14 protein-coding genes are annotated in these 13,938 nt (G+C 41.6%); 5 read left to right on the forward strand and 9 right to left on the reverse strand.

What is annotated here, in order from left to right:
• Positions 1-34 precede the first annotated feature (34 nt).
• From FHG64_RS03055 to FHG64_RS03070, 4 genes are all read right to left on the reverse strand, one after another.
• The gene (locus FHG64_RS03055; protein WP_139065024.1) at positions 35-562 is read right to left on the reverse strand and encodes a YceI family protein; all 528 of its coding nucleotides are present in this window, start codon (positions 560-562) and stop codon (positions 35-37) included.
• A 174-nt stretch (positions 563-736) separates the two neighbouring features.
• Positions 737-1,318, reverse strand: a complete 582-nt coding sequence (locus FHG64_RS03060) for a Crp/Fnr family transcriptional regulator (RefSeq protein ID WP_139065025.1) — start codon at positions 1,316-1,318, stop codon at positions 737-739.
• A gap of 109 nt (positions 1,319-1,427) precedes the next feature.
• Positions 1,428-1,652, reverse strand: coding sequence for a CDGSH iron-sulfur domain-containing protein (locus tag FHG64_RS03065; RefSeq protein WP_139065026.1), 225 nt, complete (start codon positions 1,650-1,652; stop codon positions 1,428-1,430).
• Positions 1,653-1,767: 115 nt separating this feature from the next.
• Positions 1,768-2,265: a hypothetical protein gene (locus tag FHG64_RS03070; protein ID WP_139065027.1), complete on the reverse strand. Its 498-nt coding sequence runs from the start codon at positions 2,263-2,265 to the stop codon at positions 1,768-1,770.
• Positions 2,266-2,417: 152 nt separating this feature from the next.
• Here FHG64_RS03070 and FHG64_RS03075 point away from each other — a divergent pair, with 152 nt between their 5' ends.
• The 5 genes from FHG64_RS03075 (at position 2,418) to ypfJ (ending at position 7,335) form a co-directional block, all read left to right on the forward strand.
• Positions 2,418-3,791, forward strand: a complete 1,374-nt coding sequence (locus FHG64_RS03075; protein ID WP_139065028.1) for a S41 family peptidase — start codon at positions 2,418-2,420, stop codon at positions 3,789-3,791.
• Positions 3,792-4,081: 290 nt separating this feature from the next.
• Positions 4,082-5,398, forward strand: a complete 1,317-nt coding sequence (locus tag FHG64_RS03080) for an APC family permease (RefSeq protein ID WP_218937549.1) — start codon at positions 4,082-4,084, stop codon at positions 5,396-5,398.
• Positions 5,399-5,546: 148 nt separating this feature from the next.
• Positions 5,547-6,101 carry an SAM-dependent methyltransferase gene (locus tag FHG64_RS03085; RefSeq protein ID WP_139065029.1) on the forward strand — a complete coding sequence of 185 codons (555 nt, stop codon included), beginning with the start codon at positions 5,547-5,549 and terminating at the stop codon, positions 6,099-6,101.
• 24 nt (positions 6,102-6,125) lie between these two features.
• Positions 6,126-6,284 (forward strand): hypothetical protein, encoded by a 159-nt coding sequence (locus FHG64_RS19105; protein WP_168191307.1) that lies wholly within the window; start codon positions 6,126-6,128, stop codon positions 6,282-6,284.
• A 214-nt stretch (positions 6,285-6,498) separates the two neighbouring features.
• Complete coding sequence (ypfJ, locus tag FHG64_RS03090) at positions 6,499-7,335, forward strand: KPN_02809 family neutral zinc metallopeptidase (RefSeq protein ID WP_139065030.1); 837 nt, start codon at positions 6,499-6,501, stop codon at positions 7,333-7,335.
• A 163-nt stretch (positions 7,336-7,498) separates the two neighbouring features.
• On the opposite strand, the gene FHG64_RS03095 is transcribed toward ypfJ, so the two are convergent.
• From FHG64_RS03095 to FHG64_RS03115, 5 genes are all read right to left on the reverse strand, one after another.
• On the reverse strand, positions 7,499-8,056 hold the full coding sequence (locus FHG64_RS03095) for a CHRD domain-containing protein (protein ID WP_218937551.1): 558 nt from the start codon (positions 8,054-8,056) through the stop codon (positions 7,499-7,501).
• Between the two features lie 413 nt (positions 8,057-8,469).
• Positions 8,470-9,204, reverse strand: a complete 735-nt coding sequence (locus FHG64_RS03100; RefSeq protein ID WP_139065031.1) for a hypothetical protein — start codon at positions 9,202-9,204, stop codon at positions 8,470-8,472.
• A gap of 513 nt (positions 9,205-9,717) precedes the next feature.
• Positions 9,718-10,737, reverse strand: a complete 1,020-nt coding sequence (locus FHG64_RS03105; RefSeq protein ID WP_139065032.1) for a hypothetical protein — start codon at positions 10,735-10,737, stop codon at positions 9,718-9,720.
• A 613-nt stretch (positions 10,738-11,350) separates the two neighbouring features.
• On the reverse strand, positions 11,351-12,109 hold the full coding sequence (locus FHG64_RS03110; protein ID WP_139065034.1) for a VIT1/CCC1 transporter family protein: 759 nt from the start codon (positions 12,107-12,109) through the stop codon (positions 11,351-11,353).
• Positions 12,110-12,190: 81 nt separating this feature from the next.
• Positions 12,191-13,648, reverse strand: coding sequence for a pyridoxal phosphate-dependent decarboxylase family protein (locus tag FHG64_RS03115; protein ID WP_139065035.1), 1,458 nt, complete (start codon positions 13,646-13,648; stop codon positions 12,191-12,193).
• Positions 13,649-13,938: the final 290 nt, after the last annotated feature.

Below are 13,938 nucleotides of genomic sequence, written 5' to 3' on the forward strand. Positions count from 1 at the left end.
AGGGTTTACAGTTCCCGGAAAATATGGTTTCCTTTTAAGCTTGTTTTACAAACTGTACTTCGGTATTTATTCTCACCTGGTCGCTTACAACTACACTTCCGGCCTCGGTGACTGCATCCCAGGTCAAACCAAATTCTTTACGGCTTATTTTTCCTGAAACTGTCAATCCGGCTTTTGTTTGCCCGTAAGGGTCTACTACCACTCCTCCAAAATCAACATCCAGGGTTACAGGTTTCGTAGTATTCCTTATAGTAAGTTCTCCTTCCAGCTTTTCAGTTTCCACATCAAACTTGCTGGCGCGAAAGATCATTTCAGCATTTTCATCGGCAGCAAAGAAATCGGCAGACCTAAGGTGCTCGTCACGTTGTTCGTTATTTGTATTTATAGACTTAACATCTGCTTTAAACTCGATATTGCTTATAGATTTGAATTCATCGCTCTCACTTTCAGCATACCCCTCAAAAACCTTGAAGTTCCCGGTTACTGTTGAAATCATTAAGTGTTTTACTTTGAATGTTACTTCACTGTGGGTTGGATCGATTGTCCATTTTGTATTTGCCATAATTTTCTAATTTTTAGTTACTAATTAATTACAGGACAAATTTACCTCGACATTACGGGGTACCCAATGACATAGATTAATAAATGTATGTGATCTATATCACAGTTTTTTCTTAGGATTAAGTTAAAGCCCTGTGAACAGAGGGTTTTGGAAAGAATTTGGAATTCCGGTTCCTTAAGAGCCGGTAGCGATCTGGTTTCTTATTCGGCTAAGAGTTTCCCTGGTTATACCTATATAGGAGGCTATCATATGCTGTGGCACCCGTTGGGAGATATCGGGAAAATCTTCAAGAAGTTTTTGGTACCGCTCTTCAGCTGTAGTGCTAAAGGTACCCATTAACCTTCTTTGGGTGGCAATGAGGTTATTTTGTATAAGAATGCGGAAGTAGCGTTCAAAAGCCGGCACATTCTCCAGCAAAATATCCCACGATGGTTTTGTAATAAGCAGTAGCTCACTGTCCTCCAGGGCTTCTATGTTATATTCTGAAGGTTCCCCGGTGAGAAAGCTGTAAAGGTCTGCACTCCACCATCCCTGCATTGCGAACTGCAGAATATGGTCACTCCCCTTTTCGTCAATGGTGTAACTACGCAGAAGGCCTTTTTCCACGAAAATTGTATACTTACAGGGATCCCCATCCTGCAAAACAAAACGTTTCTTTCTAAGCTTTTTAGGAATAAAAAGGGTTTTGGCAAATTCGAAGTCCTCCTCACTTATAGTGATGGTCTCATTGACCTTCTTATATAAAAACTCGAACATACACAGCCGGAAATTTTACCTGTTGGTGATACCTTAAAGGTAAGGAATTAAAAAAAGATTGGGAAAGGCCGGGCAGGCGGTAAAATGAATTGTACTCCTGCCAGAGAAGCTACACCTTTTTTGGAGGAAGTGCAAATGCCACGGCATCATGCTCAAAGTGATTCCTGTGAGAGCCGTCACAAAAAGGTTTGTTGTTAGAGAGTCCGCAGCGGCAAAGAGTTACCTTATCCCTTCCTCCCAAGTCATAGGAATTTCCGCTTTTATCTACTATCTCGAAATCCCCGTCAATTATAAGGGATCCATTATTGTTAACTGTGATCTTTGTCGTTGCCATATAGCTTTGTATAAAAAAGCTAATTTAAACCTTTTATTTATTTTTCCTGTAGTACCTGTACATCGTAAGGGAATATATATTAAATCAGGTATTCACCGGTTTCACAGGCGGCATACTATTTTACCCTCACCAGCGTCATCTCTCCCACACAATTTTCCAGGGGTCCGCAGGGGTCGAATTCAAATTTAAGGATACTGTTATCCTCAAGAATTGAAAAATTAAACTCCCACTCAACACCTTCAGCAGCAAGGACAAGATCCTCCTTATCAATATGGGGAAAGTCACTTAAAGCTTCGCCTCCTGTATTATAAAGGTCATAGATCAAAAAAAGCCGATTCCCCTGTTGGGTAAAAGTGCCCATCTTACGGCTCCAATAGCCCGGGATCTCCATGGAATCCTCATTCATAAGAAATGTAAAACTCTCAAAGGAATAGTCATTTTTGAAAATATAGCGTGTAACGCTAAGAAGATTGCCGGTTCCCTCCTCCCCAACTGCAGCAGGGTTGAAGGCAAATGACCTTCCCCAGGTGCCGAATATTTTTGAGTTCCCTGGAGAAGAATCTCTCGAACAGCCTGTCAAAATGATAAGTATTATTAGCAGAATTCTTTTCATAAGGCACTCTTTTTTAGAATGGCCGGGATTATTATCCCTGTCCTACCTTCCATTATATATATGACCTCAAAACTTCAAAAGGTTGCGTAAAAAATTTCACCTAAGCAGTAACAAAATTATTGGTTGATAGTCTCTTATGGAAAATTCGAACTATGAAACAATTCATTCATATTATAAGTTTCCTTTTTGCAACCCAGGTTTTTGCACAAATGCCGGCAGATCTCACTGCTACAGATAAAGTATATGGACTCTCTAAATTTTGGCAGGAGGTAAATTACAATTTTGTGTATCTCAATAAAATAGATCGTGAGGCCTGGGACGAGGAGTATAAAAAGCTAATAATACAGGTGCAGGAAACCACTAATGATTATGAATATTTTCGATTGCTGGAAAAATTTTGCGCAATGCTCAACGACGGGCATACCAATATCTATATGCCACAAAATGTAAGGGACCAGCTTAACAATCAATTTGAGGGATATTCCCTCCGGCTTACCGGGATAGAAGGACAGGTAATTATAGCAGGTATAAATGAGAGCAAACAGGAAGAATTACCCATTGGCACTAGAATACTTGAGGTCAATGCACTTCCAGTGCAGGAATACCTGGATCTTCAAATAAAACCATTTATATCCTCCTCTACTTCCTACGTTTTAGAGGAGATGGCAATACATCGAATGTTCCAGGCTCCCATTGGCAAAACTTTTCAAATTAAATTCCATTTACCTAATGGAAGAAGGGAAGAAATGGAATTACGTATTGCTGCCCGCAATACTGAAGAGCCCTTCTTTCCCCCGCTCAACAAAAAAGAACTGTTGGAATTTAAATGGATGGCCGGGAATACTGCGTACCTGGCACTCAATTCATTTGATGATCCTGCCATAACCAAGAGGTTCAGGGAAATTCTTCCGGAATTATACAAGGCAAAAAATCTTATTATAGATCTACGAGATAATGGTGGCGGCAATACCAGTATTGGCCGGGAGATCCTTCAATATTTAATTGAGGATGAGATCTTGTATAGCTCAAGATCCCGAAGCAGGATGCATATTCCCACTCTTAAAGCCTGGGGTCGCTGGACTGCCGAGAAAGATACCATTCAAAATGAGGGGGCAAAAAGGACCTTTCTTGCTTTCCGGGACGAGCTTTATCATTCTCTCCCTTACAAGCCAGATACCCTAAAAATAAAGGAAAAAAGGATCATCGTGCCTACCGCCCTGCTCATTTCCAGCAAGACAGCATCTGCCGCAGAGGATTTTCTTATCTATGCCCACGGTAAGCCACATATGATCAAGATTGGAGAACCTACCTTTGGAAGCACGGGCCAGCCCCTGGCGTTTGAATTACCGGGCAATGCCTTTGCAAGGATATGCACCAAACAGGATACTTATCCAGATGGGCGGGAGTTTGTGGGTGTGGGAATACTACCGGACATTGAGGTAAAAAAAACCCTGGCACAGTATATCGAAAATAGCGATCCTGTGCTGGAGAAAGCGATGGAATATTTAGAAACAAAACAATTTTAAAAGTAAAAGCAGGCGCTGGTTTTTCTAATTATCGGTGTTGAATATTCTAAGAAGAATCTTTTAAGGTTATTCTCAAGACCAGCCCTTTCAATTTATCCTCTCCTTAATCCAAATGCAAAACTTTTCCCAAAGGGCGTCTGGATAAGAGCTAAATTTCATAGTTTCAGGGAAGTAAAGAATCAGGTTTATTTTTTTGCTTCCCAATAATGCTTCGAAATATGGCAGGGCTATAGCGATTTGAGCAGAAATTGCTTTTGCAATTAAATCTGATAAGATCAAGAAACGATTATATGCCAACAGCCCAGGAAGAAGTTTTAGCACCAGCACAGGAAAAAAAGTCTGTACAACCTGAAACCCCTAAAAGGGTTTTGGGAGCCGTTGATGCTATAGCTCTTATTGTGGGAATTGTTATAGGTGCGGGTATTTTTCGAACACCCTCCCTGGTGGCGGGCAATGTAGAATCTGGCGGACTAATGCTTGGGGTGTGGCTTATTGGAGGAGCAGTTTCTTTAATTGGTGCCCTTTGTTATGCCGAGCTTACCACCACCTTCCCCAATACCGGAGGTGATTATCACTTTTTAATGAGAGCTTTTGGAAAAAGAACAGCATTCCTTTTTGCCTGGGCTAGAATGAGCGTCATCCAAACCGGCTCTATAGCTTTATTAGCTTTCATCTTTGGAGATTATGCCACTCAAATTTACAGTTTGGGAGAATATTCCTCTGTTCTTTATGCCGGGCTTATCGTCCTGCTCCTCACTACAATAAATATAATTGGAGTTAAAATGGGCGCCGGGACGCAAAAATTACTCACCAGCCTTGAAGTACTGGGGATCCTTGCTGTCATTATTGCAGGGCTTTTCTTTGTACCTGCTGCTACAGATGTTTCCTTTTCGTTTGTTCCGGCAACAGAAGCGGGTAATTCCCTTGGCCTGGCAATGGTATTTGTACTACTTACTTTTGGTGGCTGGAATGAAGCTGCATATATTTCTGCTGAAATACGCTCAGGAAAGAAAAAGATGGCTATGGCACTGGTGCTTAGCATTATAATAATTACCCTCGTGTATTTTCTTGTAAACATTGCCTTTCTAAAAGGCCTGGGACTTGATGGGATGGCAGGTTCCAGTGCTGTGGCAGGTGACCTCATGGGAGCCGCCTTTGGCCAAACCGGCCTCATTCTTATATCCCTGGTAGTTGCAATTGCCGCAATGACTTCGGCTAATGCAACTATTTTTACAGGGGCCCGTTCCAACTATGCCCTTGGCAGGGACTTCAAAGCATTTTCCTTTATGGGCAAATGGAAGACCCGAAAAGCAGGGCCCGTAAACGCTTTCCTGATACAGGGTGCCATCGCACTGGTACTGGTTAGCTTTGGCTTTTTTTCTCGAAGCGGCTTTGAGACAATGATCGATTACACTGCACCGGTTTTTTGGTTTTTCCTGCTACTTGTGGGAATTGCCTTATTTGTTTTAAGAAAAAAAGAACCAGATACTGAAAGGCCTTTCCGTGTACCACTGTACCCCATACTACCCCTGGTATTTTGTCTTACCAGCGCCTATTTACTGTATTCCAGTATAGCCTATACCGGCTGGGGGCATTGGTGGGAATAGCAGTCCTGGCCATTGGTATAATCTTTTTGCTGCTGAAACCATCTGTGACCGGAGAAAATCATGGTCTGAAGTTTAAACAGAATGGCCACAACAAAAATGAACATCTAAATTAATCATACAATTTATTAACCATTAAAATTCAGAAATTATGAACAGTTTAAAAACCTTTGCCGCTATAATGTTTATAGTCTTTTGGGCAATTGAGCCTGCCATTGCTCAAAAGAAACCAGATGTGGTGTATGTTCCAACCAGGGAGCCCGTTGTAGATGCAATGCTTAGAATGGCCGATGTAAAATCAAGTGATGTGGTTTATGACCTTGGATGCGGCGATGGCCGTATCGTAATTCATGCCGCTAAAAATTACGGTGCAAAGGGAGTTGGAATAGATATAGACCCTGAAAGAATTGAGGAAGCCAATGAAAATGCAAGAAATGCCGGAGTAACAGATGATGTGGAATTCATCGAGGCCGATCTTTTTGAAAGCGATTTCAGCGAAGCAACGGTGGTAACATTATATCTTTTAAGCAGCCTGAATGAAAAACTCAGACCCACCCTGCTCCAACAATTAAAACCCGGAACGAGAATAGTTTCACATGCTTTTAGCATGGGTGACTGGGAACCGGAAAAAACTGCAGTGGTAGATGGAGCCACCATTTACATGTGGACGGTACCAAAAAGGGGAGCCAGTGGAGCCGGGAATTAGGTAGCTCGAGCTCGAAATGAGTGTTTGGAGACAAGAGACAAGAGACAAGAGACAAGAACCAAGAACCAAGTACAAAGAGAGAAGAGAGAAGAGAGAAGAGAGAAGAGAGAAGAGAGAAGAGAGAAGAGAAATTTAGAATCCCTGGAAATTATAACAGACATAACCAACCACAACATTCCATGAGTTTGGTTATACGTTTGTTTAAAATGGGTTGACTATCCTCTTCCCACTTTTCTCTTTCCTCTTTTTTTAACATACAACCTACAACCTATAACTTTTTTCCACCGACAACCTACAACTTTTTCAACCGCCAACATCCCTCCCTTTTTAAGAAATCCCCAACATCCTCCTGCTCAAATTTTAACTACTTTGTGGTTTTAATATAAATACTTTAATAATGAAATGGCAAGGGAGAAGAAAAAGCTCAAATGTAGATGACAGGAGAGGAAAATCTGGCAAAGGGTTGGCCGCAGGTGGCGGAATTCTGGGAATGATAGCCCTTGCAATTTATTTATTTACAGGTGATGCCGAGGTCCTTAATCAGCTTCAGGATCAGGGTCCTGCGACCACACAGGAAAGGGAGCTTACCGCAGAGGAGGTAGAACTTGGTGATTACTCTGCCACAGTCCTGGCCGATACAGAAGATGTATGGAACAACATCTTTTCGCAGCATAATTCAAATTATAGAGAACCCGGAATGGTGCTTTTTACAGATGCAGTACGCAGTGCCTGCGGCGGTGCATCGGCTGCAGTAGGACCATTTTACTGCCCGGCAGATGAAAAGATCTATATGGATCTAAGGTTCTTTGACGAACTTCATGCCCGCTTTGGAGCCAAGGAAGGAGACTTCGCCATTGCCTATGTCATTGCACACGAGGTAGGCCATCATATTCAAAATCTTACGGGTACAGCAGGAGAAGTAAGACAAAGGCAACAGAACCTTAGCCAGGCAGATGCCAATAAACTATCTGTAGCCCTGGAATTACAGGCCGACTTCTATGCCGGGGTATGGGCACATCATAACAGGAAATACCTTGAAGAAGGTGATATCGAAGAAGCCCTTAGCGCAGCAAGTGCCGTAGGGGATGATGCCATTCAAAAACGAACTTCAGGAACCGTAGTTCCCGACGCTTTCACCCACGGTACCTCTCAACAAAGAATGGAATGGTTTAAACGGGGTTACAGCAGTGGCGACATCGCGCAGGGGGATACCTTTAGAGCGTTGCTTAACTAATTATTGTGAAGACGGGGAATGGTTAGTTCGTTAATTCGTGATAAGTTAATTCGGGATTCGTCATTCCGTTAATCCTTGAGAATTGATTCCTGGCTCTTCGTTCTAGCTTCCTGGTTTTTTTAAAAGCACTTAATCCCCGGGGGAATTAAGCAATACTTTAATATTATTTTTTATTATTGGCAGATATTTGCCCGCGAATCTCTCCTCCGGGAAATTGATCAGTATGCACATTAACATAGGTTTGGCCTGCTGTCATTAGGTCAACAAGATCCTGCAGACTACCACCTTCAAGATCACCCACGAGGTCACCTGCTGTAATAGTCCCCTGTGTGAGGATACCGTCGGTTCTACCCGGGATAGTTTGTGGAGGTGGACCATCTGGATATAACCAGGCAACCACCCCTCCATTAACCCCTACAGGAGCTACATGTATATGAGCCATTCTCACATTCTCGATATTGGCTACAATCAATTTATATTCCAGCTCCATCCCATCCTTACTTAGTTTAAAGTTTGTTTGTCCGGTAGCATTTGTCTCTGCAGGAGGAACTTCCTGGTCCCCGGAAAGATGGGCTTTAAAAGTTAGCACTTGCTTCGCTTTTACATTATCGACTTCCAGGTGGAGTGGCACCTCCTGAATTTCAGCTTCCATTGCTTCCTTTTCACAGGAAAACAACAGCATTGCCACAGCTGCTACATAATAAATCATTTTTGTTCTCATAATAACAGATTTAAATTATTTAATCATTGACAATCAACCTATTAAGGTAATACTTAATAAAATTAATTTCTAACTTTCAGCAGGTTAAAATTATAGGGTAAATCACTGCTTTTTGTTCATGTAATTGTAAATGGGTGAACTACAGGAAACAGGAGAAGAGAAAGGATAAGGACAAAAAAAATTGACCACTAAAAGATATTCTTGAATTCATGGCTAATTAAAGAGAATCAATAGCCAGGAGACAAGAAACAAGAAACAAGAAAAGAGAGAAGAGAATAGAGAAAATAGAGTCTGGAGTCTAGAGCCTAGACAAATGTAATAAGGCAAAATCACAGATTTAGCAGAAGGAAATAGAAAAACATTCGTGCATTCGTGGCTAATTAAAGAGAATCAAGAAGGGCCAAATGACCTTGTTACACCAGAAGAAGCACCACACTGTAAAACAAAACCCCGGCGAGGAAGGAAAGGAGATTGCTTTCACGCTCCCTTGGGAGTTCTTCTTTCATTACATTCATAATTACGCCCCCTGCAATAAATGCAAAAATGATCCCAACATACACATGTGGGATACTGGTGAAAATTGAAGTAGCCCACCCTGCAAGGAGAGCAGTTACAAGCAACCACCTGCCCTTTTTACGATAACTGCTTGCGAAATGTGATTCCAGGGAATGGTCTGTTACAATGAGATGAAAGGACATTGCCACAGCATATAAAAGCATTTGTAAAAAAGAGACCTCTTCCCTGTTGAGAAGCAGGTAAGCAATGATAAAATTATAAACTGCGAAGGAACTAATATGTATCCAGAAGATCCCAATATTTTCTGTATGTTCCCCTTCGTTAGGTTTCCTCCTGGATTCTACAGATTTTCGAGTTTTATTTTCAAGTCCGTAAAAAAAAGTGAGGCCCAGTAGTCCCACGAGGTATATTTCCAGTTCGTGGATCCTCCCTATAGAAAAAACCTCTTCCCTGTTCATTTCTTCCTGGAAATGGTGGAGTTCCGGAAACGCCTGCAGGAAAATATAGGAAACAGAGATGCCCCCCGCAATAGACAACCACTTGCTCCTGGGCATGCCTGTTAACCTAAGTTTATTAACAAAAATATGGATCAAACACAGCAGCAAGATAGCCGGTACAGAATTCAGGATCATAGATCAAAAACTTTGTTTCTACTCAAGTTACGGAAAAAATAGATTACGCGGATTTTACCGGATTACGTAGAGGTTCGATACTCAATCGTACTATTTTATCTGAAAATTTCAATTTTGCTCCCATGACCTCCTCATTAGGCTTTTTAACCAGAGAAGATCACCTCATCTGAAATTGAAGTTTAATCTTTGATAGGTAATTCATTATTGTCCGGCTAAAGAGTCTGGACCGCTTCCGCTGCTAGAATATAGAACCTGGACAAAAATTTACTTCGTGGAAAACAGCGCTTTGCTCACTTCAAAAAAAGTGGATTTTCCTAAACTATTTTAGATTCAAAACCACCCCCCTGTTGAGGTTGAAATGACCTCAGACTATACATAGCAAGGCTAAACGGAAATTCAGATTATATTAATCGGACACCAATGATAGGTAATTCACAAAATCAATTCGTAACTCCTAACACCTATCTCCATAACTCACAATTCCATAACTCATAACTCATAACTCTATAACTCCTACCCCCTCCTCACTCCTACCAGTGAAATCATACTGCTAAGGTCATTAGTATTTGGCAGCTTGGTAATGATGATTTCCTGAGTTACTGAATTATATCTAAACAGGGCATTATAGGTAGGAGAAGTTATGATATCCACATGCTCATTGGTGTCAACATTGAAGAAGGAACGCCCAAACTGGTGTTTTGTTCCCGTGGTCTCCCCGGGCAGCAAATAAGTGACCGCACCAGATTCCAAATTCATTGTAACAGGATTTGATTCTCCCATAAAAGTGGAACCTAAGACGGGAAGAAAACCAAAAACAGTATTACTTCCGGGATCCTGAGAAAGATGGATTGGAGGAATCGTCATTCCATCTACCTCAAGGTTGGTTACTGAGCCATTACTAAGATCGATCCTGAAAAACTCTGTCATCCCACTTCCCGTGGAAGTGCGAAAAGATGATGCGTAAATACTATTACCTATAAGAAGTGTACCCATTATATGGCCTTTTTCCACCTCAATTTCCAGGGGAGTTACCTTAAAAGTTACAGGATCAATATGAGCTACCCTGCTTGCAACCGGATAGTTCTCTCCAAAGTTTTCCTTTACCAGCCCTATGAGGACTTTCTTTTCCTCATCCCATTCCATGGACACGAGGCCTGCGAAGGTCCCAAAATCATCTTCAGCAAATGTGAGCTTATGTGCGGTGCTTGTTTTATTTGAAAAATTATAAACGTGGATATAGGCCTGAAAAGGATCAAACTCATGTTCATAAATAAAAAGTTTTGTTGACGAAGCTGTAACACCATTAATCACCGTATTGAAATCTATTCCAGGTATCTTATTGACGGTTTTTATTTCTCCTGTAGTGTCTCCAATTTCAAACAGCTGTCCATCATTGCGTAAAGCAAGATAAAAAGCAGTGTCTTCATCTACAGCTACTTCCGGCACTTTGCGTTCTTCAGGAGCATCAGATGTGGTACAGGAAAAAAGTATCAGAAACACAAGGAATAACAGAGGGGAAAGATTTTTTTTCATAAGGAAGCCTGGGATAAAACTTAAACAGGAACTTTGATTTTTCAGCAATAAATGTATAGATTTATTTCAATATTTTAAAACATTCTTGTCCGGTGGAAGAGTCCGGACCGCTTCAGCTGCCAGAATCTAGAACCCGGACTTTTGATTGGCCAGAAAAACAGACCATCAACCTTATTTTAAGCGGACACCCATGATTTTAAATTCCAAATCTCAAAAAACATATAGCAATTATTAAAAAATTTATCGGTTTCAATTCCGAAGATCCCGGCAACTTTCCATAATTTTTTTTCCGTTTTGACTATTCACTTTCCACTCTCCACTCTCCACTCTTCACTCTCCACTTTTTCCTTTCCTCTACTCACTAATCACTATTCATTGCTGTCCGGTTAAAGAGACTAGACCGCTTTCGCTGATAGAATAGAATCTAGACTAAAATCTACTTCAATGGAAAACAGCACTTTACCCATACCTAAATAGCGTGGATTTCATAAATCTATTTTAGATTCCAAACCGGCCCCATTTCGAGGTTGACATGACCTTAGACTATACATAAAAGGACTAAACGTATATTCACATTATATTAATTGGACATCAATGATTTACTATTCACAAATCACATAAACATCTTCTCCAGCACATCTCCCACATAATAAGCAAGTAGTGCTGCTATCCCACCTAAGAGAAGGGTTTCGAGGATCCCAATAATAACATTTTTTTCTGTGACAAGACTTTTGAGGGCTCCCACGATCGAAAGGGCTACAGCGGTGAGCAGGCAGGAATAAAGGAAAAGATCTGGGCCAGATATAAGGTCATTTCCAATAAATACATAGGACAGCAGAGGTACAGCACCCACAAGTATAAAGCTAAAGAAGGTAACCCCTGCAGTTTTAAAAGGAGTCTTATCCCCTACTACCATCTCCAGCTCCTCTTTCATCATAGTGTCTACCCAAACATCTTTATTGGAGGTGATCACTTCCACAACCTGTTCCAGTAGGCTGCCTTTAAAACCTTTTGCGGCATAGATCTCGCGTATTTCCTGCACTTCCTTTTCCCTGAGATTCTCTACTTCCCAATATTCAATTTGACGGTGTTTTTCAAAATTATCCCTTTCAGCTTTGGTTGAAAAGAAATTACCTACAGACATGGAGAAACCATCTGCAATTAAATTGGCTATTCCCAAAATCACAACAACAGTCACTCCCAGGCTCGCCCCCTCTGCCCCCGCCACCACGGCAAATGTAGTGATAGCCCCGTCAATTCCCCCGTAGACAAACTCCCCAATATATTCTTTATTGATTACCCCCTTGTTTCGTGAATGGAGATCACTTTCCTTTGGGCGTTTTCCTCCCGGGATATTTCTGGAAATACTCATAATGTCCTTTTAGCAGCCTTTAAGGTAACAGGAAACCGGAAAACATCCTATGATTATAATCAGTTAAACCTAAAAGCTACGCTAAATTCCCAAATCCTTATCCTCTGCCAGGACCTTCTCTTTTGCGGTGAGGATCATTTCCATTGCCCGGTCTACGGTTTCAATTTTTGATCGAAAGGACAGGATTGCCAGTCTTATAACGAATTTACCCTTGATTGTAGTTGACGTAAGGAATACCCGCCCATCTCTATGGATCTCTTTGATGAGTCTTTTATTAAAAGAATTTTCATCTCCCACGGCAAGAGGCCACCAGAAGTAACTTACGGTAAGATCTGGTTCCGGGCCAAGTTTAAAACCGGCTTCCTTCAATTTAATTCTGAAGTATTTGGTAAGCAGGAGCTTTTCTTGCAGGCAGGCAATGAAAGGCGCTGTTCCATGCAGTTGTAATGGCAACCAGAGGCGCAAGGCCCTAAAATGCTTTGTAAGTTCAGGTGAAACATCGGCAGGATCTATAACTTCGGCGTTTTCCTTAGCATCCTGCATGTAGTTGGCATTGTGATGATGAGAGTGGAATACTGCTTCCCTGTCCTTTATTAAAACCGCGCCCAGGCCAAACGGAAGAAACAAACCTTTATGGGGATCTATGGCAAGAGAATTGGCCAGCCCTATCCCTCTAAACATTGATTTACATTTTTCAGTAAGAATAAAGAATCCGCCATAGGCAGCATCAATGTGAAACCAAAGATCTTCTGCCAAACAAATTTCCCCAATATCTTTAAGGGGATCCACTGCCCCGGTATCTGTAGTACCGGCAGAAGCTATAACAAGGAAAGGTTTTAGCCCGGCAAGCTTATCTTCATTTACCTTTTTTTCAAGATCTCCTGGATCAATTCGCGAACGTTCATCCAACTGCAGGTGGCGAATGACCACATCTTCCAGGCCAATTATTCTAAGGGCTTTAAGATTACAATGGTGCAGGTGTTCACTTAGATACACCACACTTTTTTCGATTTGTGCCCCTTTTATCACGTATTTGTCCCGCGCTGCGGTAAGAGCGATCATATTGGCAATGGACCCGCCCGAAGTAAGATTGCCTACTGCTGTTTCGGGAAAATTAAATAAGGACTTCATCCAATTAAGCAGCGCGTGTTCCATCGCGACAGCACCGGGGGAGGCAAAAGAAATACCCGCATATTCATTGGTAACATCGGCCAGGTAATCGCCAAGTGCTGCGGTAAAGATGCCGCCACCGGGAATATAACCCATATGGCCTCCACTGGCAGGCTTCACACCCTTTGCTGCCACTTCCCTGCTATAAATTTCCAGCACTTCCTTAAGAGTACGTGTTCCCTCACCTATTTGGAAAGTGGAAACATCTGCTTTCTCTCCTATATAAGCTTTTTGTTCCCCAAGAGAGTTTATGAAATTATTGGAATAGTATTGTAATTCCTCAAGCAGCCGGTCACGCTCCCCCTCTCCCGGCTCAAGTGCAGCACTTTGCAGCTGCAGCGCCAGGATACGGTCCTTAAGATCATTCATAAAAACAGGTTTGAGCCTTAAAAGTAAACAATTAATGTTGTAAGGTAAAAGTGTCTTGATCACTTTCGCTGCTGGAATCCAGTGCTTGGATTAAAATTTCAACGCATGGGAAATATCATTTTTGATCTTCAGGATTTCTGGAAATTTCTTAATCTATCTTTTACTCCATTGGCGAGATTGATAGGCCCTCTAACCATATAAAGAAAGACCTTAGGCAATTTAAATATTTCAAAAGGATAATAAAAAGGAGGCGTTTATATTTTATCCAATTGCATAGTGCGGAAGGCAGG

Origin of the sequence: Antarcticibacterium flavum, assembly GCF_006159205.1 — a bacterium.
Lineage (GTDB): Bacteria > Bacteroidota > Bacteroidia > Flavobacteriales > Flavobacteriaceae > Gillisia > Gillisia flava.

Bases quoted from the DNA above. Each gene is read 5' to 3' on its own strand.
- FHG64_RS03055 (WP_139065024.1), bottom strand. From the start codon at position 562: ATGGCAAATACAAAATGGACAATCGATCCAACCCACAGTGAAGTAACA.
- FHG64_RS03060 (WP_139065025.1), bottom strand. From the start codon at position 1,318: ATGTTCGAGTTTTTATATAAGAAGGTCAATGAGACCATCACTATAAGT.
- FHG64_RS03065 (WP_139065026.1), bottom strand. From the start codon at position 1,652: ATGGCAACGACAAAGATCACAGTTAACAATAATGGATCCCTTATAATT.
- FHG64_RS03070 (WP_139065027.1), bottom strand. From the start codon at position 2,265: ATGAAAAGAATTCTGCTAATAATACTTATCATTTTGACAGGCTGTTCG.
- FHG64_RS03075 (WP_139065028.1), top strand. From the start codon at position 2,418: ATGAAACAATTCATTCATATTATAAGTTTCCTTTTTGCAACCCAGGTT.
- FHG64_RS03080 (WP_218937549.1), top strand. From the start codon at position 4,082: ATGCCAACAGCCCAGGAAGAAGTTTTAGCACCAGCACAGGAAAAAAAG.
- FHG64_RS03085 (WP_139065029.1), top strand. From the start codon at position 5,547: ATGAACAGTTTAAAAACCTTTGCCGCTATAATGTTTATAGTCTTTTGG.
- ypfJ (WP_139065030.1), top strand. From the start codon at position 6,499: ATGAAATGGCAAGGGAGAAGAAAAAGCTCAAATGTAGATGACAGGAGA.
- FHG64_RS03095 (WP_218937551.1), bottom strand. From the start codon at position 8,056: ATGAGAACAAAAATGATTTATTATGTAGCAGCTGTGGCAATGCTGTTG.
- FHG64_RS03100 (WP_139065031.1), bottom strand. From the start codon at position 9,204: ATGATCCTGAATTCTGTACCGGCTATCTTGCTGCTGTGTTTGATCCAT.
- FHG64_RS03105 (WP_139065032.1), bottom strand. From the start codon at position 10,737: ATGAAAAAAAATCTTTCCCCTCTGTTATTCCTTGTGTTTCTGATACTT.
- FHG64_RS03110 (WP_139065034.1), bottom strand. From the start codon at position 12,109: ATGAGTATTTCCAGAAATATCCCGGGAGGAAAACGCCCAAAGGAAAGT.
- FHG64_RS03115 (WP_139065035.1), bottom strand. From the start codon at position 13,648: ATGAATGATCTTAAGGACCGTATCCTGGCGCTGCAGCTGCAAAGTGCT.